Source organism: Streptomyces sp. MGP-P1 (genome assembly GCF_057766565.1).
Genome location: NZ_JBYMEM010000004.1, coordinates 1 through 21,212 on the forward strand (window position 1 = coordinate 1; position 21,212 = coordinate 21,212).

The window sequence follows — 21,212 nt, forward strand, 5'->3', positions numbered from 1 at the left end:
GGTCTCATCAGCCCGAACGCCGAGGCCGCCAGCAACAACGCCCTGCCGATGGTGCTGCTCCCGATGCTGTCCAGCGCCTTCATCCCGGTGGAGACGATGCCGGGCTGGTTCCGGCCGATCGCCGAGTACCAGCCCTTCACCCCCGTCATCGAGACCCTGCGCGGCCTGCTCCTCGGCACCGAGATCGGCCACAACGGCTGGCTGGCCGTCGGCTGGAGCCTGGGGCTCGTGGTGCTCGGCTACTTCTGGGCGACCTCGAAGTTCGGCCAGGACCCCCGGTGAGCTCCCGCCGCGATGACCCGGCCCCGATGACTTCAGCTCCGGTGCCTCGATCCGATGGCTCGATCCGACGACCTGGGGAGAACCTGATGGCGTACGACCCGGCCACCGACTCCGTGACCGCCGACGGGCCGCCCGTGCTGCCCACCGACTCCGTGACCGCCGACGAGCCCCCCGTGCTGCCCACCGACCGGCACACCGGCTGCCCCTTCGATCCGCCCGCCGCGCTCACCGCGCTGAGCGACCGGCCGGTTCGCCGCCTCCGCTACGCCGACGGGCACGTGGGCCGGCTGGTCACCGGGCACGCCGCGGCCCGCGCGGTGCTGGCCGATCCGCGCTTCAGTTCCCGCTACGAGCTCCTGCACCTGCCGATGGCGATGGAGGGCGCGCCGGCGGAGCTGCCGCCGGCGCCCGTCGGGGACATCATCGGCCTCGACGCCCCGGAGCACACCCGCTACCGCAGACTGCTCGCCGGCCGGTTCACCGTGCGCCGGATGCGTCAACTGACCGGTCGTATCGAGCGGTTCACCGCCGACTGCCTGGACGCCATGGAGCAGGCCGGACCCACGGCCGACCTGGTGGAGGCCTTCGCCCGGCCCGTGCCCACGCTGGTGATCTGCGAGTTGCTCGGCGTGCCCTACGCCGACCGGGGGCGCTTTCTGGGGCTGGTCGAGGTCATCTTCGACCAGGCGGCCGACGCCGGGGTCAGGGACGAGGCCTACGCGGGGCTGCTCCGGTACGTCGGTGAACTCGTGCTCGCCAAGCGGGCCGAGCCCACCGACGACCTGCTCAGCGATCTCGCGGCCCCCGGGCCCGTATCCGGCACCGGGTCCGGTGACCCCGCCGCTCCCGGACCCGCCGCCTCCGGTCTCAGCGACGAGGAGTTGGCCGGGGTCGGCGGGTTGCTCCTCGCCGCCGGGCTCGACACCACTGCGAACATGCTCGGCCTGGGCGTCTTCGCCCTGCTGGCCAACCCCGGGCAGCTGGAGGCCCTGCGCGGCGATCCGGGTCTCGCCGGGCCGGCCGCGGAGGAGCTGCTGCGCTACCTCAGCGTGGCCGACCCGCTGTTGCGGTCCGCGCTGGAGGACGTCGAGGTGGCGGGTGAGCTGATCAGGGCGGGGGAGACGGTGACCGTGTCCGTGCAGGCCGCCAACCGTGATCCGCGCAGGTTCCCCGAGCCCGACCGGCTCGACATCCGTCGCCGGGCCACCGGGCATCTCTCCTTCGGTCACGGCCCCCACCAGTGCCTCGGTCAGCAGCTCGCGCGGGTCGAGATGACCGTCGCGCTCCCGGCGCTCCTCGCCCGCTTTCCCTCTCTGCGCCTCGCGGTCCCGCCGGGGGAAGTGCCGCTGCGTGAACGCTCCAGCATCTACGGAGTGGTCTCCCTGCCGGTTGCCTGGGGGGAGGGATAGCGCCGAACTGCCTTCGGGGCGAGGAGATGTGGTGAGCGTCCGTACCGATTTCTACCGAGGGGTAGGCGGCCCGGGATCCTTGTTATACCTTGCGTCTAACAAGGATCCCGGGTCGGCCGGTGTCCGGTCTGGTGTCCGGTCCGGCGCGGGCCGTCGCCCCCGGCCCCGGTGGTCCCGTACGGCACAGCACGACCCGACCCCGTACAGCGGGAGCCGATTGCGTACAGCGTGAGCCGTCTCCGTACGCGGCGGTCGGCCGATGTACGCACCTCACCACGATCGAGGATCACCGCACTCGACCCAAGGAGCCGCAGCATGGCCGGCAGCACCGTTCCGTCGAAGGTCCAGGAGAGTCCCGAGGGCGACGACGTCGCGCGGCGGCTGCTCGACTCGGCCGCGCAGCTGGCGTACGACCCGGCCACCGAGGTGGACTGGGAGACGCCGCTGGACAAGGAGTTCCACGGCGCGAGTCCGGAGTGGTGCAGCCTCTACGGGACCGCGTACTGGGGCGAGTTGACCGAGGGGCAGCGCAAGGAGCTCACCCGGCAGGAGGCGGCCTCGGTCGCCAGCACCGGGATCTGGTTCGAGATGATCCTCCAGCAGATGGTGCTGCGCGACATCTACATGAAGAACCCGGCGGGCGCGGAGTTCCAGTGGGCGCTCACCGAGATAGCCGAGGAGTGCCGCCACTCGATCATGTTCGCGCGCGGTGCGCAGAAGCTCGGGGCGCCGCATTACCGGCCCCGCCGTGCGGTGATGGAGCTGGGCAGGGCCTTCAAGACGCTGGCGTTCGGCGAGGCGGCGTACGCGGCGATCCTGGTCGCCGAGGAAGTGCTCGACGTGATGCAGCGGGACTGGATGCGCGACGAGCGGGTCGTGCCGTTCGTCCGCACCATCAACAACATCCATGTGGTGGAGGAGTCCCGGCACATGAAGTTCGCCCGGGACGAGACCCTCAAGCGCCTGGAGGGCGCCGGATGGGCGCGGCGGCAGCTCAACGCGTTCGTCGTCGCCGTCGCCTCGTACTTCATCGTGACCAGCATGGTGAATCCGGAGGTCTACCGGAGGGCAGGGCTGGACAAGCAGCGCGCGCTGGCCGCCGCCCGGCGCAACGAGCACCACAAGTCGATGATGCGGTCCAGCTGTTCGGGGCTGATGGACTTCCTGGCCTCCGCCCGCCTCCTCACCAAGCCCGCCCTCGCGTTCTACAAGCGCGCGAACCTGATCTGAGCCGGGGCCATGACCTACGCCATCACCCAGACCTGCTGCAACGACGCCACCTGCGTGGCCGTCTGCCCGGTCAACTGCATCCACCCGACGCCGGAGGAGCGCGCCTTCGGCAGTACGGAGATGCTGCACATCGACCCCCGGGCGTGCATCGACTGCGGGGCCTGCGCGGACGCCTGCCCGGTGGACGCGATCTTCCCCGTGGACTCGTTGTCCGCCGCGCAGCGGGAGTACGCCGAGATCAACGCCGCCTATTACGAGGGCGGGAGCCGGCCCCCGGGGCGGCGGAGGGGCCCAACTTCCACGTCTGGGGCGAGCCGGTCTTCGGGCGCAGCCTGCCGTCCGACTTCGGGCCGCTGCGGGTGGCCGTCGTCGGCACCGGGCCCGCCGGGATGTACGCGGCGCAGGACCTGTTGCTGCACACGGCCGCCGAGGTGACCCTGATCGACCGGCTGCCGGTGGCCGGCGGGCTCGTCCGGTACGGCGTGGCCCCGGACCACCCCGCGACGAAGAAGGCCGGCGACGCCTTCTCCCGTTTCCACTCCCACCCCCGGGTCCGGATGCACCTGGGCATCGAGGTGGGCCGGGACGTCACGGCGGAGGAGCTGGCCGCGCACCACGACGCGGTGATCTACGCGGTCGGCGCCTCCACGGACCGGCGGCTCGGCATCCCCGGCGAGGAAGGGCCCGGATGCCTGTCGGCGACCTCGTTCGTCGCCTGGTACAACGCCCATCCGGAGTCCGTCGCGCAGGGCGTCGACCTGTCCGCCGAGCGGGTCGTCGTGGTGGGCAACGGCAACGTCGCCCTCGACGTCGCCCGGATCCTGGTCGCCGACCCGGAGGCGCTCGCGGGCACGGACATCGCCGCCCACGCGTTGGAAGCGCTGCGGGCGAGCCGGGTCCGTGAGGTGGTGGTGCTGGGGCGGCGGGGGCCCGGGGACGCCGCGTACACCCGCTCCGAACTCCTCGCGCTGAAGCATCTGCCGGGCGTGGAGCTGGTGGTGGACGACCACGATCCGCGGACGGGGGCGGCGATCGACGCGGCCGGGGCGGGCGACCGGGCCGGGCTGCTCCGGGGGCTCGCCCGGGTGCGGACGGCCGCCGCGTCCCCCGGGCCCGGTCGAGGGGCGGACCGGCGCATCGTGCTCCGCTTCCACTCCGAGCCGGTGGAGGTCCGGGGTGAGGCGGGCGCGCGTGCTGTGCGGGTCACCGACGGCGGCGGCGAGGGCGCGGTGGATCTGGCCGCCGGAATGCTGCTGCGAGCCATCGGTTACCGAGGGCTGCCGGTCCCCGGGCTGCCGTTCGACGAGGCCTCGGGCACCGTCCCGCACGAGGGCGGCCGGATCGCCGGTCTGCCCGGCGGCTATGTGGTCGGCTGGATCAAGCGGGGGCCCTCCGGCGGGATCGGCGCGAACCGCACCTGCGCGGCCGAGACGGTCGGCACGCTCCTGGCCGACGCGGTCGCCGGGACCCTGCCTGCCCCGACGGGCGACGCCAAGGCGTTCCGGCGCCTGGCCCGTCGGCGTAACCGCCGGGTGGTGGACGCCCGGGGCCTGGCCGCGATCGACCGTGCCGAACGGGACCGGGGGCGGCGCGACGGGCGGCCCCGGGTGAAGCTCGCCACCGTCGAGGAGCTGGTCGCGACGGCGCGAGCCGGACGGCTGCTGAGACTGACTCGCTGACTCGCTGACTCGCTGACTCGCTGACCCGGGCCGTGCTGACCCGGGACGCGCTGGCCCGCTGCCCCGGGACGTGCTGGCCCGCTGGCTCGCGACCTGCTGACGCGCTGGCCCGCCGGCCCGGCGTCGTGACCTGCGGTGCCGGGTCACCGGACGAAGTGCGGCCCGTGGCCCGGCGGTTCAGCCGTCGGGCCAGCGGGCCGTGCTCCGTACGGGCGAGGACGGTCAGGCCTTGGACTCCGAGGCCTCCGGCACCCCCGCGGGACCGCTCGCGGCGGCCGGCCGCAGGGGCGCGGTCGCCGGGCTTACGGGGATGAGAGCGGCGACGACCGCCGCCGCGAGGCCCACGCCGCAGCCGATGAGCATCGCGACGCGGAAGCCGTTCTGGGAAGCCAGCGGGAAGCCGCCGAAGTCCGTGGTCATCCGGGCCAGGACCACGCCGATCACCGCCGCCGCGAAGGACGTGCCGATCGAGCGCATCAGGGCGTTGAAGCTGTTCGCCGACGCGGTCTCGGACTGGGGCACCGCGCTCATGATGAGCGCGGGCATCGCCCCGTACGCGAAGCCGACGCCCGAGTTGCAGACGAGGGTGACGATCAGCAGGCTCCACGGGGAGTCCGCGCCGATCAGCGGTACGGACAGGCCGTAGCCGGCGGCGATGAGGAGGCTGCCGACGGCCAGGGTGACCTTCGGGCCCTTGGCGGCGGACAGCTTCGCGCCGACCGGGGACATCGCCATCATCATCAGGCCTGCCGGGGCCATCCACAGGCCCATCGCCAGCATCGACTGGCCCAGGCCGTAGCCGGTGGCCTCGGGCAGCTGGAGCAGCTGGGGCACGACGAGGGACTGCGCGTACATCGCGAAGCCGACCAGGATCGAGGCCGTGTTCGTCATCAGGACCTGGGGGCGGGCGGTGACGCGCAGGTCGACCAGCGGTTCGCTGAGGCGCAGTTCCCACCAGCCCCAGGCGGGCAGCAGCACCAGCACGGCGGCTAGGAGGGCGAGCGTGGTGGCGCTGCCCCAGCCCCAGTCGGCGCCCTTGGAGACGGCGAGCAGCAGACAGATCAGGGCGGTGCCGAGGCCGACGGCCCCGAGCAGGTCGAAGCTGGTGGACCTGGTGGCCGGGCGGTCCCCGGGGACCAGGGCGAGTATCAGCGCGCCGACCGCGAGGGCCAGCACGGCGACCACCCAGAACAGCACCCGCCAGCTGGTGTTCTCCGCGATGGCGGCGGCGAACGGCAGGCCCAGCGCGCCCCCCACGCCCATCGAGGCGCTCATGATCGCGATGGACGGGCCGAGCTTCTCGGCCGGCACCACATCGCGCAGCAGGCTGATGCCGAGCGGGACCACGCCCATGCCCAGGCCCTGGAGCCCGCGCCCGGCGATCATCGGGACCACCGACGAGGACAGGGCGCAGACCACCGAGCCGAGGACCAGCGGGACGAGCGAGACGAGCAGCATGCGCCGCTTGCCGTACATGTCGCCGAGCCGCCCGGCGACGGGCGTGGCCACGGCGGCGGCCAGCAGGGTGGCGGTGATCACCCAGGAGGCGTTCGACGCGGAGGTGTCGAACATCTTCGGCAGCTCCGCGATCAGCGGTACCACCAGGGTCTGGGTGAGTGCCGCCACGATGCCGGCGAAGGCCAGGATGCCGACCACGCCTCCCGGGCGGGCTGCGGGGGGTGAACTCTCCACGGGTACTGCTCCCTCTTGCCCTTCCGGGCCGGTCGGTCGTTCGGGTCGTTCGTTCGGGTCGTTCGCTCTCGCGTACGCGCTCTCGGGCCGAGCTGAGCTTTCAGGCCGAGCTTTCGGGCCGAGCTTTCGAGCCGTGCTTTCGAGCCGCGTTCCCGGCGTTCGACTATGCAAGATACATTGATTGTGCATCATGCACAGTGCGTGCATCATGCACATCTATCGTGAGAGACCTGGTTCGACGAAGGAAGCAGCGCGTGGACAAGCCCATCGACCGGATCGAACGCGAGACGATGCTGCTCGGCCGGTACATGCACATGGTCACCCCGCGTGTGGACTGGCAGCTCGACCGGTCCGCCTACATCCTGCTCAGCCGGATCCAGGTGGAGGGGCCCATGTCCATCGGCCAGCTCGGCGACGCCTTCCGTCTGGACGCCTCCACGCTCAACCGGCAGACCGCCGCGATGCTGCGTGCCGGGGTCGTCGAGCGGATCCCGGACCCCGACGGCGGCATCGCCCGCAAGTTCGCCATCACCGAGGAGGGCGGACGCCGCCTGGAGAGCGACCGGGCGAGGAACATGGCGGGCCTCGCGAAGGTCCTTAACGACTGGACCCCCGAGGAGGCCCAGCAGCTCGCCGACTCCCTCGGCCGCCTGAACCTCTCCATCGAGCGTCTCGACGGACGGCCCTGGCCGCGCGACTGAGCGGGGCCGGGGCCGCGGACTGGTGGCTCAGTGGCTCAGTGGCGGCCCGCGATGCGGTCGGCCACCCTGGCGACGGGGTCCGTGCCGGTGCGGGGCGAAGTGCTCTCGCGGCGGTCGGCTGCGCGGTAGGCCGCGTACATGCCGTGGACGCCGAGCCAGCGGAAGGGCTCCGGCTCCCAGCGGCGGACCTTGTGGTTCACCCACGGCAGGGTGGTCAGATCCGTCGGGCCCGCCTGCCCGGAGTCCTGCTGGATCAGGTCGCGCAGGGTGCGTGCGGCGAGGTTGGCGGTGGCGACGCCGGAGCCGACGTAACCGCCCGCCCAGCCCAGGCCCGTCGAGCGGTCCAGGGTGACCGTGGCGCACCAGTCGCGCGGGACGCCGAGGACGCCGGACCAGGCGTGGTCGACGTGGACGCCCGCCGTGGTGGGGAAGAGCCGGACCATCAGATCGCGCAGGGCGGCCACGGTGGCGGGCTGGGTGCGGCCGTCGTTGTCGGTGGCCGAGCCGAAGCGGTACGGGTAGCCGCGGCCGCCGAGCGCGATGCGGTCGTCGGCGGTGCGCTGGGCGTAGAAGTAGGCGTGGGCCAGGTCGCCGAGGGTCTCGCGGCCCTCCCACCCGATCGTGTCCCAGATCCGGGCGGGCAGCGGCTCGGTGACGATCATGGAGGAGTTCATCGGGAGCCAGGTGCGCTTCTGCCCCTTGAGGCTCGCGGTGAAGCCCTCGGTGCAGCGCAGGACGTACGGGGCGCGGACCGTGCCGTACGGCGTCACGGCGTGCTTGGGCTTGATCTCGGTGACCGGCGTCGACTCGTGGATGGTCACGCCGAGCGCCTCCACCACGTCCGCGAGGCCCTTGACCAGCTTGGCCGGGTGCAGCCGGGCGCCGTGCGGGGTCCAGGACGAGCCGACGGCCCCGGTCACATGGACGCGCTCGGCGGTCTCGCGGGCGCCGCGCAGGACCCGGTCGCTCTCCCCGAAGGCGATCTCGAGGCTGTGGAAGTCCTTGAGCCGGGCGAGCTGGGAGGGGGTGTGGGCCACTTCCAGGACGCCGCCCTGGTGGATGTCGGCGTCGATCTTCTCTTCCGCGGCGGTCCGCACGACCTCGCCGACGGTGTCGTTCATCGCCTTCTGGAGCCGTACGGCGGCGTCGTGGCCGTGCAGTTTCGCGTACCGGTCGCGGCCCGCGATGCCGTTGTACAGCCAGCCGCCGTTACGGCCGGAGGCCCCGTAGCCGCAGAACTTGGCTTCCAGGACGGTGATGTTGAGGAAGGGGACGGCCTTCTTCAGGTAGTACGCCGTCCAGAGCCCGGTGTAGCCGCCTCCGACGATGCAGACGTCGACGCTCGTGTCGCCGGGGAGGGGTTCGCGCGGGGCGGGGGTGCCCTCCTGCGCGTACCAGAACGATATGCCGCCGACGACGGTACTGACGGTGCTCATGATGCCCCTGGTGTCCCTGCCCGGTCCGGTGAGATGCCGAGCGTACGTGTGGCGGGACGTTACTGCGCGCGGGGCTGTTCCGTCATGGCCCGGTCGGCGCGGGTCCCTAGGATCGGTGGGGTGATCGACATTCCCGAAGAACTGATCGCCACACAGTCCCAGTACAACGGAGCGGCCGGCCGGGCCTTCGTCGCCGCCCTGCCCGGCCTCGCCGAGCGGTGCCTGGAGCGGTGGGGGCTGCGGCCGGACGGCCCGTCGATGTACGGGATGTGCGCCCTGGTCCTGCCGGTGGTGCGGGAGTCCGACGGGCGGCCCGCCGCGCTGAAACTCCAGTCGGTGGACGAGGAGACGGCGGGCGAACCGGTCGCGCTGCGGGCGTGGACCGATGCGGGGGCCGGGGTGGTGGAGCTGCTCGGCCATGACCCGGAGACCGGTGCGATGCTGCTGGAACGGCTCGACGCGCGGCGGCCGTTGTCCGGCGAGGCCGACGTGCGGGAGGCGGTGACGGTTCTCGGCGCGGTGCTGGCCCGGCTGGTGGCGGTGCCCGCGCCGGAGGGGCTGCGCACGTTGGGCGGGGCGGTGGAGCGGATGCTCGCGGCGGTCCCGGAGCGGGTGGGCCTGCTGGCGGACGCCGAGGACCGGCGGCTGATCGCGGACTGCGCGGCGGCCGTACGGGAGGTCGCGGGGGAGCCGGGGGACCGGCTGCTGCACTGGGACCTGCACTACGACAACATCCTGGCCGGGCGCGCGGACGCCGGGCGGGCCGGGGAGTGGGTGGCGCTCGACCCGAAGCCGCTCGCGGGGGACCCGGGATTCGAGCTGTTCCCTGCGTTGGACAACCTCTTCGACGCCGACGAGGTGGTGTGGCGGTTCGACGCGTTGACGGAGGCGCTGGGCCTGGACCGGGAGCGGGCGCGGGCCTGGACGCTGGGGCGGGTGCTCCAGAACGGGCTGTGGGCGGCCGGGGGCGGGGAGGGCCGGATCTCCCCCGACCACGCGGAGATCGCCCGGCGGCTGCTGGGGCGGTGAGGGGCCCGCCTCCCGCGTGCCGGTCGGGGCGGGGGCAGGGGCGGAGTCGTGGCGGGGCCGGGCGCGGGCCAGGGGGAGGGGCGAAGCCGTGGCCGGTGCGGAGTCGGGGCCGGGTCGGTGATCGGGACAACCAGGATGTGGCCCGGGCCGCGGGTTGTTTACGTTGCGCCCATGATGCGTACCGCAACACCTGAAGACGTCCCCGTCCTGCACTCCCTGGTGCGGGATCTCGTCGCGTACGAGAAGCCCTGGACGAGGTCGTCGCCACCGAGGACCAGCTGCACGAGGCGCTGTTCGGCGACCGGCCCGCCGCCCAAGCGCACGCGGCGACGGCCGACGACGACGGCGGCGAGGTGATCGGCTTCGCCCTGTGGCTCCTGAACTTCTCGACCTGGCGCGGAGTGCACGGCATCTACCTGGAGGACCTGTACGTCCGCCCCGACCGGCGCGGCGCCGGCCACGGCAGGGCGCTGCTGACGGAGCTGGCACGGATCTGCGTGGAGCGCGGCTACCAGCGGTTGGAGTGGTCCGTCCTCGACCGGAACGTCCCTTCCATCGCGTTCTACGAGTCGCTCGGCGCGCGCTCGCAGGACGAGTGGACGGCGTACCGGCTGACGGACGGGGCCCTGGCCCGGCTGGGGGCGGACGGTCGCGGGGCCGAACTACGGCTCCAGGACCACCTTGCCGATCGTGCCCCGGGTCTCCAGCGCGCGGTGCGCGGCGGCGGCCTCGGCGAGCGGGAAGCGCTGTACGGCGGGGCGCAGCCGACCGGCCGCCGCCTCGGCGAGGGCACGGGTCTCCAGCGCGCGCAGACCGCCGCCCCTCTCGATCATCCCCGGCCCGAGGACGGATGCGGACGTGATGGCGCGTTCGGCCAGTTCCTCTTCGGTGAAGGTGAGCGGCCCCCCGTCGAGGAGGCTAACGCCCGACCACCCGTAGACCACGTGCTGCCCGCCGGGGCCGAGCAGGTCCACGGCGGCGCGGGCGGTGGTCCCGCCGACGGCGTCGTAGACGACGGTGGCCCGCAGCCCCGCCGCTTCGAGGTGTTCGCGGGCCCTGCGGGGCCAGTCGGGCCGGGTGTAGTCGAGGGCGAGGTCGGCGCCTTCGGCCTCCGCCCGGGCCACCTTCGCCGGGCCCCCGGCCAGCGCGATCACGGTGGCCCCGGCGTTCTTCGCGTGCTGGACGACGAGGGTGCCGATCCCGCCCGCCGCCGCGGTGACGACGACCACCGAATGCGGGCCGAGCGGGGTGAACCCGAGGATGCCGAGGGCGGTGCGGCCGGTGCCGATCATGGCGACGGCCCGGGCGGCGTCGAGCCCCTCGGGGATCTCGTGGAGCCGGTCGGCCTCGGTGACGGTGAGTTCGGCGTACCCGCCCGGCGCCATGCCGATGTGGGCGACGACGCGCTTGCCGAGCCATGCGGCGCCGACGCCCTCGCCCACCGACTCGACGGTTCCGGCGATCTCGCGGCCGGGGACGGTGGGGAGGCGGGCGGGCTCCGGGTACGGGCCGCGCTCCCCTTCCCGCAGAACGGTGTCCAGAACGTGGACCCCGGCCGCGGCCACGGCGATACGGACCTGGCCGGGGCCGGGGACGGGGTCCTCGGCCCGCTCGTACACGAGGTTCTCGGCGGGGCCGAAGGCGTGGAGGCGTACGGCGTGCATGACGGGCTCCCTGGGTTCGCGCCGCGGGCCGGGTCCCCGCTGCGGGCTGTGCCCACACCCTCGTACCTCAAGACCGCTTGAGGTCAACCCCGGTCCCGGGCTTCCGTCCTGGAGCGCTGTCCGGCGGCCTTCACGGCGAGCAGGGCGGCTTCGATGCCGCTGGTGAAGGAGACCTCGCTGAGGAGTCCGGGGGCGGCGACCTGGTCGCCCGCCAGGAAGATCCCGTCGCCCCGGACGACGGAGGGCCGGTCCCGCCAGGTGGTGCCCGGGCGGTCGACGGCCCCGGTGCGGCCGTCGGCGAGGGCCTCGACGCGCCAGGTGGTGCGCTCCCGCCAGCCGGGGAAGCCGAGGTCGAGGAGTTCCTCGGCCCGCGCGGTCCCTTCCGCCCTGCGCGCGTCGGGGCCGATGGGGAACTGGCCCTGGAGCAGCTGTTCGCCGGCCGGGGCGAGGCCGGGATCCTGGGCGGTGAACCGCTCCAGCCAGCCGGGCGCGTCCAGGTCCGACACGACGAACGCATCGCCGCGCCGGGTGCGCACCGCCAGGTCCAGCAGGACGGTGCGGCCGCTCTCCCAGGCGAGGGACGCGTCGTCGAGGAGGACACGGGCGGAGTCGAGGGCGGTGGCGACGACGACCGGTCCGGTACGGGTCAGCTCGCCGAGCTTCCGGGCATCGACGCGGGCGGCGGTCTCGATGCCGACCCCGAGGCCCCGGGCGTGACCGGCCAGCCGCTCGACGAGCGGAGCCCAGCCGCCGACCGGGTAGTGGGCCTCGGGCGGGAACGAAGCCAGGCGGTGCAGGCGCTCCTGGACGAACCGGGCGGAGAGCGAGCCCGGGTCGTGGTGGAACAGCGCGGTGGCGGCGAAGTTCGCGGCGGCCCGGGCACCCTCCTCGCCGACCTGCCCGGCGGCCCACTCCAGGAAGGCGATGTCGACCGGGGCCGTGCGGGGGGCCCGGCGGGCGAGCCGCAGCAGAGCCACGGGCGGGGTCCGGCGGGCGGCTCCCGCGCGGCGGAAACGGAAGCGGAGGCCTTCGCGGGGCGGTACGGAGACGACGGCGCCGAGAAGACCGCGCCGGGTCAGCCAGGTCCAGTGCGGCCCGCGCCGGTACAGGGCGTGCGGGCCTTCGTTGGCGCGGTACGGCCCGTCCGCGGTCCTGGCCCGGCCGCCGAGGGTCCGGTGGCCCTCGTACAGGGTGACGCGCGCACCGGACTCGGCCGCGGTGATGGCGGCGGTGAGGCCGGCGAGGCCGCCGCCGATGACGTGGATGTGTCCCATGGCTGGATCTCCTTCGCGTCTTTGACGATGCGACGGATCCGGGGCGGCGGCTCGTGACACGTTCGCCGGGGCGTTGTCAGTGGGGTGCGTCACGATGGGGGCATGGCAGCGAGCGAGGGCAGGACGACCAGAGAGACCGGGGCGACCAAGGGGGCCAGAGGGGCCAGGGCGGCCAAGGGCAGGAAGGACGCCGTCGCGGCGGCGCGGCGTCCGGAGGTGCGGCTGCCACCGCTCGTTCCCTACGACGGCGAGGGTCTGGAGCCGGACGGGGACTACGACGGGGTGCGCTTCGACGGGGTGGACCTGGCGGACGCGTCGGGCCGGGGCGCCCGGTTCATGGACTGCGCCCTGGACGGCTGCACCCTGGACCGCGCGGAGCTGGCGCGGGCCCGCTTCATCGACGCGGTGCTGACGGGTGTACGCGGTGTGGGCACCGATCTCGCGGAGGCGTCGCTGCGGGACGTGGAGGTGGTGGACGCGCGCCTGGGCGGGGTGCAGCTGCATGGTGCGGTGCTGGAGCGGGTGGTGGTGCGCGGCGGCAAGATCGACTACCTGAACCTGCGCAAGGCCCGGCTCAAGGACGTCGTCTTCGAGGGCTGTGTGCTCTCGGAGCCGGACTTCGGGGACGCGCACCTGGTCCGCGTCGAGTTCCGGGACTGCGTGCTGAAGCGGGCGGACTTCAGCGGGGTCCGGATGGAGTCGGTGGACCTGCGCGCGGTGGCCGAGCTGGACATCGCGCGGGGCGTGGACCGGCTGGCGGGCGCGGTGATCAGCCCGTTGCAGCTGATGGAGCTGGCTCCGGCGTTCGCGGCGCAGATCGGGGTGCGGGTGGAGGCGTGAGGCGCTCGGGCGGCGGCGCGGGCCTCACAGGCGGGGGAAGCGGGCCTGGAGGTCCCAGATCACGGGGTTGTCGCCGAGGCCCTCGTGCATGTCGGCCAGGTCGGCGATCAGGTCGTGCAGGAAGTCACGGGCCTCGCGGCGCAGGAGGGAGTGGCTGAAGGTGAGCGGGGGCTCGTCGCCGGGCATCCAGTCCGCCTCGACGTCGACCCAGCCGAAGCGCCGCTCGAACATCATCCGGTCCGATGACTCGGTGAAGTCCAGCTCCGCGTACTGCTGGCGGTGCGAGCGGTTGCCGCGCGGATCCTGGTCGATCTGCTCGACGATGTCGCACAGCGCCCACGCGAAGTCCAGCACCGGAACCCATCCCCAGGCTGTGGACACCTCGCGGTCCGCCTTGGTGTCCGCGAGGTAGATGTCGCCGGAGAACAGATCGTGCCGCAGCGCGCGGACGTCCGCGCGGCGGTAGTCGGTCTGCGGGGGGTCGGGGAAGCGGCGGGAGAGGGAGTAGCCGATGTCGAGCACGGATCGATGGTGTCATGCCCGTCCGGGGCGGACCGACACGATCGAGTGAAGCGATGGGGATATGCCGGACGCATATGCCCAGCACTTCCTAGTCTCCGGCATATGGTCAGTTCGCCTCATGAGGCTCATCATCGGATCTTTCAGGAGAATCCGGGGTTGTTCGGGCCACGGACGCCGATGCCGCAGCGGTTTTCGCCGAATTCACCGAGGCGGGTCTGGGAGCCACCCCGGCCCGTGAGATCTGGAGGAACCTGATGGGCACTGGTCTCAGTCACTTCCGCGGCTTCGTCGCCGAGAGCTTCCGCGACGAGGGCCGCGACGAGGGCCGTGTGGAAGGCCGTGTGGAAGGTCGCGTCGAAGGCCGGGCCGAGGACATTCTGCGGATTCTCGCGGTGCGCGGTGTCACGGTGCCGGATGAAGCACGGCAGCGGATCACCGCCTGCAAGGACCTCGCGGTGCTCGATGTGTGGTTCGAGCGCGCCGTCACGGCGACGACCGCCGACGCGGTGCTCGCAGAGATCTGATCGCCGGGTTCGTCCCGGAGATCCTGTCTCCGGGACGTCTTCATCGGCGTCCGGTGTCCGGGCGCTGTTGGCGTAGGTCAGTCGGCTACGGCCTCGATCATGGCGAACGGCGCGGCCTCGGCGAGCGGGGTGACCGCCGTGAGGGTCAGACCCGCGCGGCGGTACACCTCCGCGAATTCATCGCGGGTGCGCTCCCGGCCGCCCAGATTCACCAGCATGTTGAGGTCGCTGAGGTAGGTGACCCCGCGCCCCTCGCGCCCCGGCTCACGGAAGCAGGCGCTGCTCCTTCGCCACCGACACCGCGCCCGCACGCGTGTCGACGCCGAGCTTGTCGTAGATCCGGCCCAGGTGGGTCTTGACCGTGGCCTCGCTGATGAACAGGGCGCGGGCGATGTCGCGGTTGCCGAGGCCCTGGGAGAGCTGGGCCAGGATGTCTCGTTCACGGTCGGTGAGGCTGGGGCGGGGGCTACGCATCCGGGCCATGACCCGGCTGGCGACCGGGGCCGAGAGCGTGGTGCGGCCCTGGGCGGCGGACCGGATCGCGGCGAACAGTTCCTCGGGGCGCTCCGCCTTCAGCAGATAGCCGGTCGCCCCCGCCTCGATGGCCCGGGTGATGTCGGCGTCCGTGTCGTACGTGGTCAGCACGAGGACGTGGACCGTGCCGTCGGCCGCGATGCGGCGGGTCGCCTCGACGCCGTCGATGCCCTCGCCGAGCTGGAGGTCCATGAGGACGACGTCCGGCGTGAGCCGGGCGGCGAGCACCACGGCCTCCTCGCCGCTGCCGGCCTCGCCGACGACCTCGATGTCCGGTTCGCTCCCGAGGAGGGCGAGCAGCCCGGCGCGGACGACCACGTGGTCGTCGCAGAGCAGGATGCGTACGGGGGATGTCTGCGGGCCTTGGCCGGTCATACGGGGTCCTCCGGGGCGGTGAGGGGGACGGGCACGAGCGGGATCGCGGCCGAGAGGACCGTGCCCTCGCCCGGGGCCGACTCGATGGTGAGCGTTCCGCCGAGCTGGTGCACGCGGGCCCGGATGGCGGGGAGCCCGTGGCCGCGCACGGTGGCGGGGCTGCGGACGGGCGCGGGCTCCACGGTGAAGCCGCGGCCGTTGTCGCCGATGTCGAGGACCACCCGGTCGTCGAGGTGGGTCAGGGTCAGCCCGGCGGCGGTGGCCCCGGAGTGCTCCCGCACATTGGCCAGGGCCCCTTGGGCGATGCGCAGCAGGGCCGACTGCACCCGGTCCGGCAGCGGGGCGCCCGGGGAGCCCTCCACATGGCAGTGGACGGTGATCGCGCCCTCCGCCTGGGCGCTCTCCCGGGCCGCCAGCGTGCGCAGGGCCGCTTCCAGCCCGCCGCCCTGCGCCAGGTCGGCGGGGGCCAGGTCGTGGACGAAGCGGCGGGCCTCGGTGAGGTTGCGTTCCGCGATGCCGGTGGCCGTACGGACGTGGCGGCGGGCCGCGTCCGGGTCGGTGCTCCAGGTGCGGTCGGCCGCCTGGAGCAGCATCTGCTGGCTGGACAGGCCCTGGGCCAGGGTGTCGTGGATCTCCATGGAGAGCCGCTGACGCTCGGCGAGAGTTCCCTCGCGTCGCTCGGTGGCGGCCAGCTCGCGCCGGGTGCGCAGCAGGTCGTCGATCAGCTCGCGCTGGCGTCCGGCCAGTTCCCGCTGGCGTACCGCCTGGCGCTGCATGTGGACGAAGACGGCGGTCGCGACGGCGGCGACGGCGGGCGGGGCGAGGACCAGATTCGGGTCGAACCCCTCGGCCAGGCGCAGTTGCGCGGCCACGACGAACGCGGTGAGCAGGGCGACCAGGGCGAGGGCCGCGCGCGGCGGCAGGATGCGCAGCCCGGTGTAGAACAACGGCACCGCGCACCACGCGAAGCTCGGCGCGAGGACGACCAGCACCATCCAGACGAGGACGAGCACGCCGAGCCAGGCGAGCCGGCGCGGCGTGGGGCGCGAGCCCAGGACGGGGCCCAGGAGGTACAGCACCGCCAGGGTGATCGACAGGGTGATGATCCACGGGGTGCGGGCCTCCCCGGGGTGCCGCATCAGGAACCGGGTCAGCGAGGCGCCGAGCAGGAGGAAGAACGCGGCGTGCATGAGGAGCGCGAGCCAGCGGGCGTCGGGGTCGGCACCGGGTCCCGGACCGGAAGCCGGACCGGGGCTGGTGCTCGTGCCCGGGCCGGGGGCAGCGTCGGAACCCGAGCCAGCACCTGAGCTGCGGGCAGCGTCGGAACCCGGGCCGGAACCCGAGCTGCGGGCAGCGTCGGAACCCGGACCGGAGCCCGTGCCGGGGTTGGTGCTCGTGCCCGGGCCGGAACCCGAGCTGCGGGCAGCGTCGGAACCCGGACCCGAGCCCGTGCCGGGGTTGGTGCTCGTGCCCGGGCCGGAACCCGAGCTGCGGGCAGCATCGGAACCCGAGCCGGAACCCGAGCCGGGAGCAGCGCCGGCCCCCGAGCCGGAACCCGGGCTGCGGCCAGCGTCGGGGACAGCGCCGGCCCCCGGCCCAGAGGCAGCGCTCCGGGCCGGGCCGGAGCCGGCGTCGGCGGATCCGTCCCCCTCCGGGGCCTGCGGATCGCTCCCGTGCTCCACCTCGTACCTCGTGTTCCGTCTCGCCCGAACCCGCCCGCCGAGGCCCGGCTGACCTGCGCGGATCCTCCATGGTGACCCGATCCGGCCACCCGCGCATCAACCGTTCGGCCGACGGGGGCGTCGGCCGACCCGCGCGCCGCTTCCAGCCGGTACGTCGACCGTACGGGGCCGGATCCGCCGGGAGGATCGATACCGGAGCGAAACGCCCGGACCACTACCGGGCCGCCCCACACACCGAACCACCGGGCCGCCCCCGGATCACCAAGGAGCCACCATGAAGAAGCTGTCGCCGCGCACCCGTGTCGTCACCGGCGCCGTCGTCGTCGCCGCCCTCGGGGCCGGCACGTTCGGCGCGATGTCCGCGAGCGCCTCCTCCCCGGCCGCCGCCCCCGCCGCCGCGGTCAAGGCCGACACGAGCAACCGGAACCTCCAGCAGACGACGCACCTGACCGTGGCCGCCGCCACCAAGGCCGCGCAGGCCACGCTGGACGCGGCGAAGAAGGAGAACCAGCGGATCTCCGTCGCGGTCGTCGACCGCAACGGCAACACCATCGTCTCCCTGCGCGGCGACGGCGCGGGCCCGCAGTCCCCCGAGTCCGCGGTGAAGAAGGCGTACACCGCCGTCTCCTGGAACGCCCCCACCTCCGAGCTGGTCAAGCGCCTGGAGCAGGCCCCGAACCTGAAGGACATCCCTGGCACCCTGTTCCTCGGGGGCGGCGCTCCGGTGCAGGTCAAGGGCGCACCGGTGGCGGGCATCGGCGTGGCCGGCGCGCCCAGCGGCGACCTCGACGAGAAGTTCGCCCAGGCGGGCGTCGCGGCCCTCGCCCGGTAGTCCCGCACCATCCGCACAGGCACCACCGGGAACGGAGTACCCATGAACGCCCTCGATCACGACCTGCTCACCGCCGCACGCACCGGCGACACCGAAGGTGTGCGCACCGCGATCGAGGGCGGCGCCCGGGTCGACGTCCGCGACGAGGAGTTGCGCACCCCTCTCCTCCTCGCCGTCCACGGCGACCACGTCGAGGCGGCCCGGCTGCTCGTGGCCGCCGGGGCGGACCCGAACGCCCAGGACCGGCGCGAGGAGAGCCCGTGGCTGGCCACCGGGGTCACCGGCAGCGTCGCGATGCTGCACGTACTGCTGCCGGCCGGTCCGGACCTGACCCTGCGCAACCGGTTCGGCGGCGTCTCCCTCATCCCGGCGAGCGAACGCGGCCATGTCCCGTACGTACGGGAGGTGCTGCGGGTCACCGACATCGACGTCGACCACGTCAACCGGCTCGGCTGGACCGCCCTGCTGGAGGCGGTGATCCTCGGCGAGGGCGGGCTCGCCCACCAGCAGGTCGTGGAGCTGCTCCTCGCGGCCGGGGCGACACGGGACCTGCCCGACAGCGACGGGGTGACGCCCCTGGCCCACGCCGAGCGGCGCGGTTTCGCCGAGCTGGCCGCCCTGCTGCGGGACGCCGCGTGACCGGGGAACGCGGCCCCCGAGCCGCCCTCCGCGAAGCCTTCCCGATCCCCACCCCCCGCGCCGCAGGCCGTGACGACGGCCCCTCGGCTTCCGGCCCCCGCGCCGCCCTCCGGCTCCCCGGCCCCCGCGCCCGGCGCCTCGCCCTCGGGCTCGTCGCCGCAGCCCTGCTCGTCGGGTGCTCGACCGGCACGACGGAGGCGGCCCCGGACGCCCCGGGCACCCGTGGCCCGTCCGCCGCGGCCGGCACCGCGACGACCCCCGACCCCTCCCGCACCCCCGCCGGCCGTACCCCCGACGGCACCCTCCTCGTCGCCGACTTCGGCAGCGACACCGTGACCTTCGTCGACCCCGGTCGGGACGGGTCCGGGAAGGGCGGGGGGCCCATCGCCTCGGTGAAGGTCGGCACCGCGCCCTACGGCCTCGTCGTCGGCGAGGACGGGCGGGCCTGGGTCGCCACCGCCGAGGGCGTCGCGGTCGTCGACACCCGGGAGCGGACCCGGCTCGCGCTCGTCCCGTACGAGACGGAGTCCGGCCCGGTCACCACCGGCGAGTACCGGGGCGGCGGCATGGGCATCGCCCTGGCCCCGGACGGGAAGCACGTCTACGTCGGCGTCAACGTGCCCGGCGGCGACGGCGCGGTCGAGGTCATCGACACCGCTGCCCGCGAGGTCACCGGCACCGCGCCCGTCGGCATGCGCCCCTTCGACGTGGACGTGTCCCCGGACGGTCGCGAGGTGTACGCCACCGATCACGACTCCTTCGACGTGACGGCGGTGGACGCCGACTCGCTGGAGACCCGGCGCATGGAGGTCGCCCCGTACGGCACGGAGGGCGGGCTCGGCTCCTGGCTGAAGCCGCACTACGCCGTCGTGCGCCCCGAGGACGGCAAGCTGCTGCTGCCGTTCGAGGGGGAGCGGCTCGCGGTCCTCGACCCGCGCACCGGAGAGGTGACCATCGAGCCGATGACCGCCAACACCCACCAGCACGGCGCGGCCCTCGCCTCCGACGGCACCCTCCTCGTGGTGGGCACCGGCCCGATCGGCTCGGACGACGAGGACCCCTCGCTCACCGTCCGGACTCCCGACGGCGAGGAACGGGTCGTTCCGCTGGACGGGCCGCACGAGGACGTGGCGGTGTCGAAGGACGGCCGTACGGCGTACGTCACCGGCGGTTTCACCCGCGACGGGTACTGGAACGGCATCACGGTCGTCGACCTGGACGACGAGGAGAGCGAGCCGGTCCGCCTGGAGGCGGGCAACCGCCCGCTCGGAATCGCCATCCTCTGAACGGGAGCCGCCCGTTCTTCCCCCGAGGCGGGCGGCTCCTTCCGGCTTCCCCCGAGGCGGGCGGCCCCTCCCCAGCTCCTCCCGAGGCGGGCGGCTCCTTCTCGTCCCCGATTCCGGCGTGCCGAGATCTAGGATCGGCCGGGTGAACCACCCCCACCCGGCCCGGCGGCGCACCGCGCACCTCCTCCCGCCGCTCGCCCTCGTCCTCGCCCTCCTCGGCGGGGGTTGTACGGGCGGGGTGCCGGGGACCCCGGGCGCGGCCGGACTGCGCGACCCGTACTTCCCGGGGCTCGGCAACGGCGGCTACGACGTCACCCACTACGGCCTGGAGCTCGACGTCGACCCGGCCGGGGACCGGCTGCGCGGCACCGCCACGATCACCGCCCGCGCCACCCAGGACCTGAGCGCCTTCCACCTCGACCTAGCCGGGCTCGACGTGGACGGCGCCACCGTCGAGGGCCGCCCGGCCGCCGTGAACCGGGCGGGCAAGGAGTTGACGCTGCGTCCGGCGGCCGACGTGGAGGGCCGGCTGGGCAAGGGGCGTACGTTCACCGCCGTCGTGCGCTACTCCGGCTCCCCGGAGACGATCACCGGCCCGGACGGGTCCGAGGAGGGCTGGCTGCGGACGGCCGACGGCGCGGTCGCCCTCGGCGAACCGGCCGGGTCCATGGCCTGGTTCCCCGGCAACCACCACCCGAGCGACAAGGCCGCGTACGATCTCGCGATCACCGTGCCCGAGGGGCTCGCGGGGATCTCCAACGGGGAGCTGGTGTCCCGGCGTACGGCGAACGGGCGCACCGCCTACCGCTGGCGGACCGCCGAACCGATGGCGAGCTATCTGGCGACCGCCGCCGTGGGGCGGTTCGCCACCGCGGAGTCGGTGACCCCCGACGGCGTCCGGGTGTTCACCGCCGTGGACCCGGAGTCGGCGGCGGCGAGCGAGGACGTGCTGGCGCGGATTCCGGCGGTGCTGAAGTGGGCGGCGGGGAAGTTCGGCCCGTATCCCTTCTCCTCCGCCGGGGCGATCGTCGAGCGGACGGGCGACTCGGCGTACGCCCTGGAGACCCAGAACCGGCCCGTCTTCCCCGGCCCGCCGGACACCGCGCTCCTCGTCCACGAACTGGCCCACCAGTGGTTCGGGAACTCCGTCACCCCTGCCACCTGGCAGGACATGTGGCTGAACGAGGGCTTCGCGACCTACGCGGAGTGGCTCTGGGCTGCCGACCACGAGGACGTACCGGTCCAGGAGAGCTTTCAGGAGGCGTACGCGGACGACGCGAACTGGGCGTTCCCGCCCGCCGATCCGCCGAACGCCGCCGAACTGTCCGAGCCGCCGGTCTACGGACGCGGGGCGATGGCCGTGCACCGCGTCCGGCTCGCCCTGGACGACGACCGGGCGTTCTTCGCCCTGGTCCAGGGGTGGACGGAGGCGCACCGGCACGCCAACGCCTCGACCGACGACTTCACCGCGTACGTGGAGAAGGAGACGGGCCGGGACCTCACCGAGCTGTGGGACGCCTGGCTGTACGGCAGGAGCCGGCCGCCCCTGGAGGGCTGACCGGCTCCCGTACTCGCCGACGTA

General features: G+C 73.7%; 18 protein-coding genes and 3 pseudogenes. 13 read left to right on the forward strand and 8 right to left on the reverse strand.

Features of this window, described 5'->3' with window-relative positions:
* The 4 genes and pseudogenes from AC3CH1_RS07720 to AC3CH1_RS07735 form a co-directional block, all read left to right on the forward strand.
* The coding region (locus AC3CH1_RS07720; RefSeq protein WP_488462241.1) for an ABC transporter permease at positions 1-282 on the forward strand (282 nt) is incomplete at its 5' end.
* 86 nt (positions 283-368) lie between these two features.
* On the forward strand, positions 369-1,691 hold the full coding sequence (locus tag AC3CH1_RS07725) for a cytochrome P450 (protein ID WP_488462242.1): 1,323 nt from the start codon (positions 369-371) through the stop codon (positions 1,689-1,691).
* 315 nt (positions 1,692-2,006) lie between these two features.
* Positions 2,007-2,921 carry an AurF N-oxygenase family protein gene (locus tag AC3CH1_RS07730; protein WP_018959789.1) on the forward strand — a complete coding sequence of 305 codons (915 nt, stop codon included), beginning with the start codon at positions 2,007-2,009 and terminating at the stop codon, positions 2,919-2,921.
* Positions 2,922-2,930: 9 nt separating this feature from the next.
* Positions 2,931-4,600: pseudogene (locus tag AC3CH1_RS07735) on the forward strand (FAD-dependent oxidoreductase).
* A 222-nt stretch (positions 4,601-4,822) separates the two neighbouring features.
* Here the strand turns inward: AC3CH1_RS07735 and AC3CH1_RS07740 are convergent.
* On the reverse strand, positions 4,823-6,292 hold the full coding sequence (locus AC3CH1_RS07740) for an MFS transporter (protein ID WP_488462243.1): 1,470 nt from the start codon (positions 6,290-6,292) through the stop codon (positions 4,823-4,825).
* Positions 6,293-6,546: 254 nt separating this feature from the next.
* Between AC3CH1_RS07740 and AC3CH1_RS07745 the strand changes: the two genes are divergently transcribed.
* Positions 6,547-6,993 (forward strand): MarR family winged helix-turn-helix transcriptional regulator, encoded by a 447-nt coding sequence (locus AC3CH1_RS07745; RefSeq protein WP_488462244.1) that lies wholly within the window; start codon positions 6,547-6,549, stop codon positions 6,991-6,993.
* A 35-nt stretch (positions 6,994-7,028) separates the two neighbouring features.
* On the opposite strand, the gene AC3CH1_RS07750 is transcribed toward AC3CH1_RS07745, so the two are convergent.
* On the reverse strand, positions 7,029-8,429 hold the full coding sequence (locus tag AC3CH1_RS07750) for an NAD(P)/FAD-dependent oxidoreductase (RefSeq protein WP_488462245.1): 1,401 nt from the start codon (positions 8,427-8,429) through the stop codon (positions 7,029-7,031).
* An 84-nt stretch (positions 8,430-8,513) separates the two neighbouring features.
* On the opposite strand from AC3CH1_RS07750, the gene AC3CH1_RS07755 reads away from it, so the two are divergent.
* Together AC3CH1_RS07755 and AC3CH1_RS07760 are read left to right on the forward strand one after the other, a co-directional pair.
* Positions 8,514-9,458, forward strand: coding sequence for an aminoglycoside phosphotransferase family protein (locus AC3CH1_RS07755; protein WP_488462246.1), 945 nt, complete (start codon positions 8,514-8,516; stop codon positions 9,456-9,458).
* A 171-nt stretch (positions 9,459-9,629) separates the two neighbouring features.
* Positions 9,630-10,108, forward strand: a pseudogene (locus AC3CH1_RS07760) (GNAT family N-acetyltransferase); the annotation flags it as partial.
* Between the two features lie 12 nt (positions 10,109-10,120).
* On the opposite strand, the gene AC3CH1_RS07765 reads toward AC3CH1_RS07760, so the two are convergent.
* Positions 10,121-11,122, reverse strand: a complete 1,002-nt coding sequence (locus tag AC3CH1_RS07765; protein ID WP_488462247.1) for a zinc-binding dehydrogenase — start codon at positions 11,120-11,122, stop codon at positions 10,121-10,123.
* A gap of 83 nt (positions 11,123-11,205) precedes the next feature.
* Positions 11,206-12,396 (reverse strand): NAD(P)-binding protein, encoded by a 1,191-nt coding sequence (locus AC3CH1_RS07770; RefSeq protein ID WP_488462248.1) that lies wholly within the window; start codon positions 12,394-12,396, stop codon positions 11,206-11,208.
* 102 nt (positions 12,397-12,498) lie between these two features.
* Between AC3CH1_RS07770 and AC3CH1_RS07775 the strand changes: the two genes are divergently transcribed.
* Positions 12,499-13,236 carry a pentapeptide repeat-containing protein gene (locus AC3CH1_RS07775; protein WP_488462249.1) on the forward strand — a complete coding sequence of 246 codons (738 nt, stop codon included), beginning with the start codon at positions 12,499-12,501 and terminating at the stop codon, positions 13,234-13,236.
* 24 nt (positions 13,237-13,260) lie between these two features.
* On the opposite strand, the gene AC3CH1_RS07780 is transcribed toward AC3CH1_RS07775, so the two are convergent.
* On the reverse strand, positions 13,261-13,758 hold the full coding sequence (locus tag AC3CH1_RS07780) for a hypothetical protein (RefSeq protein ID WP_488462250.1): 498 nt from the start codon (positions 13,756-13,758) through the stop codon (positions 13,261-13,263).
* A gap of 254 nt (positions 13,759-14,012) precedes the next feature.
* Between AC3CH1_RS07780 and AC3CH1_RS07785 the strand changes: the two genes are divergently transcribed.
* Positions 14,013-14,282 (forward strand): hypothetical protein, encoded by a 270-nt coding sequence (locus tag AC3CH1_RS07785; RefSeq protein WP_488462251.1) that lies wholly within the window; start codon positions 14,013-14,015, stop codon positions 14,280-14,282.
* Positions 14,283-14,359: 77 nt separating this feature from the next.
* Here the strand turns inward: AC3CH1_RS07785 and AC3CH1_RS07790 are convergent.
* The 3 genes and pseudogenes from AC3CH1_RS07790 to AC3CH1_RS07800 form a co-directional block, all read right to left on the reverse strand.
* Positions 14,360-14,533, reverse strand: a pseudogene (locus AC3CH1_RS07790) (methyltransferase); the annotation flags it as partial.
* Between the two features lie 13 nt (positions 14,534-14,546).
* Positions 14,547-15,191, reverse strand: a complete 645-nt coding sequence (locus AC3CH1_RS07795; RefSeq protein ID WP_488462252.1) for a response regulator — start codon at positions 15,189-15,191, stop codon at positions 14,547-14,549.
* On the reverse strand, positions 15,188-16,381 hold the full coding sequence (locus tag AC3CH1_RS07800; protein WP_488462253.1) for a sensor histidine kinase: 1,194 nt from the start codon (positions 16,379-16,381) through the stop codon (positions 15,188-15,190). The genes AC3CH1_RS07795 and AC3CH1_RS07800 overlap by 4 nt, the downstream gene beginning before the upstream one ends.
* A gap of 766 nt (positions 16,382-17,147) precedes the next feature.
* Between AC3CH1_RS07800 and AC3CH1_RS07805 the strand changes: the two genes are divergently transcribed.
* The 4 genes from AC3CH1_RS07805 to AC3CH1_RS07820 all read left to right on the forward strand — a co-directional run bounded on the left by AC3CH1_RS07805 (position 17,148) and on the right by AC3CH1_RS07820 (position 21,188).
* A complete protein-coding gene (locus tag AC3CH1_RS07805; RefSeq protein WP_018959773.1) occupies positions 17,148-17,705 on the forward strand; it encodes a heme-binding protein in 558 nt (185 codons plus the stop codon).
* 42 nt (positions 17,706-17,747) lie between these two features.
* Positions 17,748-18,344, forward strand: a complete 597-nt coding sequence (locus AC3CH1_RS07810) for an ankyrin repeat domain-containing protein (RefSeq protein WP_488462254.1) — start codon at positions 17,748-17,750, stop codon at positions 18,342-18,344.
* Positions 18,341-19,630 carry a YncE family protein gene (locus AC3CH1_RS07815; protein WP_488462255.1) on the forward strand — a complete coding sequence of 430 codons (1,290 nt, stop codon included), beginning with the start codon at positions 18,341-18,343 and terminating at the stop codon, positions 19,628-19,630. Before AC3CH1_RS07810 ends, AC3CH1_RS07815 begins: the two co-directional genes overlap by 4 nt.
* A gap of 142 nt (positions 19,631-19,772) precedes the next feature.
* Positions 19,773-21,188: a M1 family metallopeptidase gene (locus AC3CH1_RS07820; RefSeq protein ID WP_488462256.1), complete on the forward strand. Its 1,416-nt coding sequence runs from the start codon at positions 19,773-19,775 to the stop codon at positions 21,186-21,188.
* Positions 21,189-21,212 lie beyond the last annotated feature (24 nt).

Coding starts and splice junctions, on each gene's coding strand:
- AC3CH1_RS07725 (WP_488462242.1), top strand. CDS start 369: ATGGCGTACGACCCGGCCACCGACTCCGTGACCGCCGACGGGCCGCCC.
- AC3CH1_RS07730 (WP_018959789.1), top strand. CDS start 2,007: ATGGCCGGCAGCACCGTTCCGTCGAAGGTCCAGGAGAGTCCCGAGGGC.
- AC3CH1_RS07800 (WP_488462253.1), bottom strand. CDS start 16,381: ATGCACGCCGCGTTCTTCCTCCTGCTCGGCGCCTCGCTGACCCGGTTC.
- AC3CH1_RS07805 (WP_018959773.1), top strand. CDS start 17,148: ATGAAGAAGCTGTCGCCGCGCACCCGTGTCGTCACCGGCGCCGTCGTC.
- AC3CH1_RS07795 (WP_488462252.1), bottom strand. CDS start 15,191: ATGACCGGCCAAGGCCCGCAGACATCCCCCGTACGCATCCTGCTCTGC.
- AC3CH1_RS07750 (WP_488462245.1), bottom strand. CDS start 8,429: ATGAGCACCGTCAGTACCGTCGTCGGCGGCATATCGTTCTGGTACGCG.
- AC3CH1_RS07755 (WP_488462246.1), top strand. CDS start 8,514: ATGGCCCGGTCGGCGCGGGTCCCTAGGATCGGTGGGGTGATCGACATT.
- AC3CH1_RS07775 (WP_488462249.1), top strand. CDS start 12,499: ATGGCAGCGAGCGAGGGCAGGACGACCAGAGAGACCGGGGCGACCAAG.
- AC3CH1_RS07785 (WP_488462251.1), top strand. CDS start 14,013: ATGGGCACTGGTCTCAGTCACTTCCGCGGCTTCGTCGCCGAGAGCTTC.
- AC3CH1_RS07765 (WP_488462247.1), bottom strand. CDS start 11,122: ATGCACGCCGTACGCCTCCACGCCTTCGGCCCCGCCGAGAACCTCGTG.
- AC3CH1_RS07810 (WP_488462254.1), top strand. CDS start 17,748: ATGAACGCCCTCGATCACGACCTGCTCACCGCCGCACGCACCGGCGAC.
- AC3CH1_RS07770 (WP_488462248.1), bottom strand. CDS start 12,396: ATGGGACACATCCACGTCATCGGCGGCGGCCTCGCCGGCCTCACCGCC.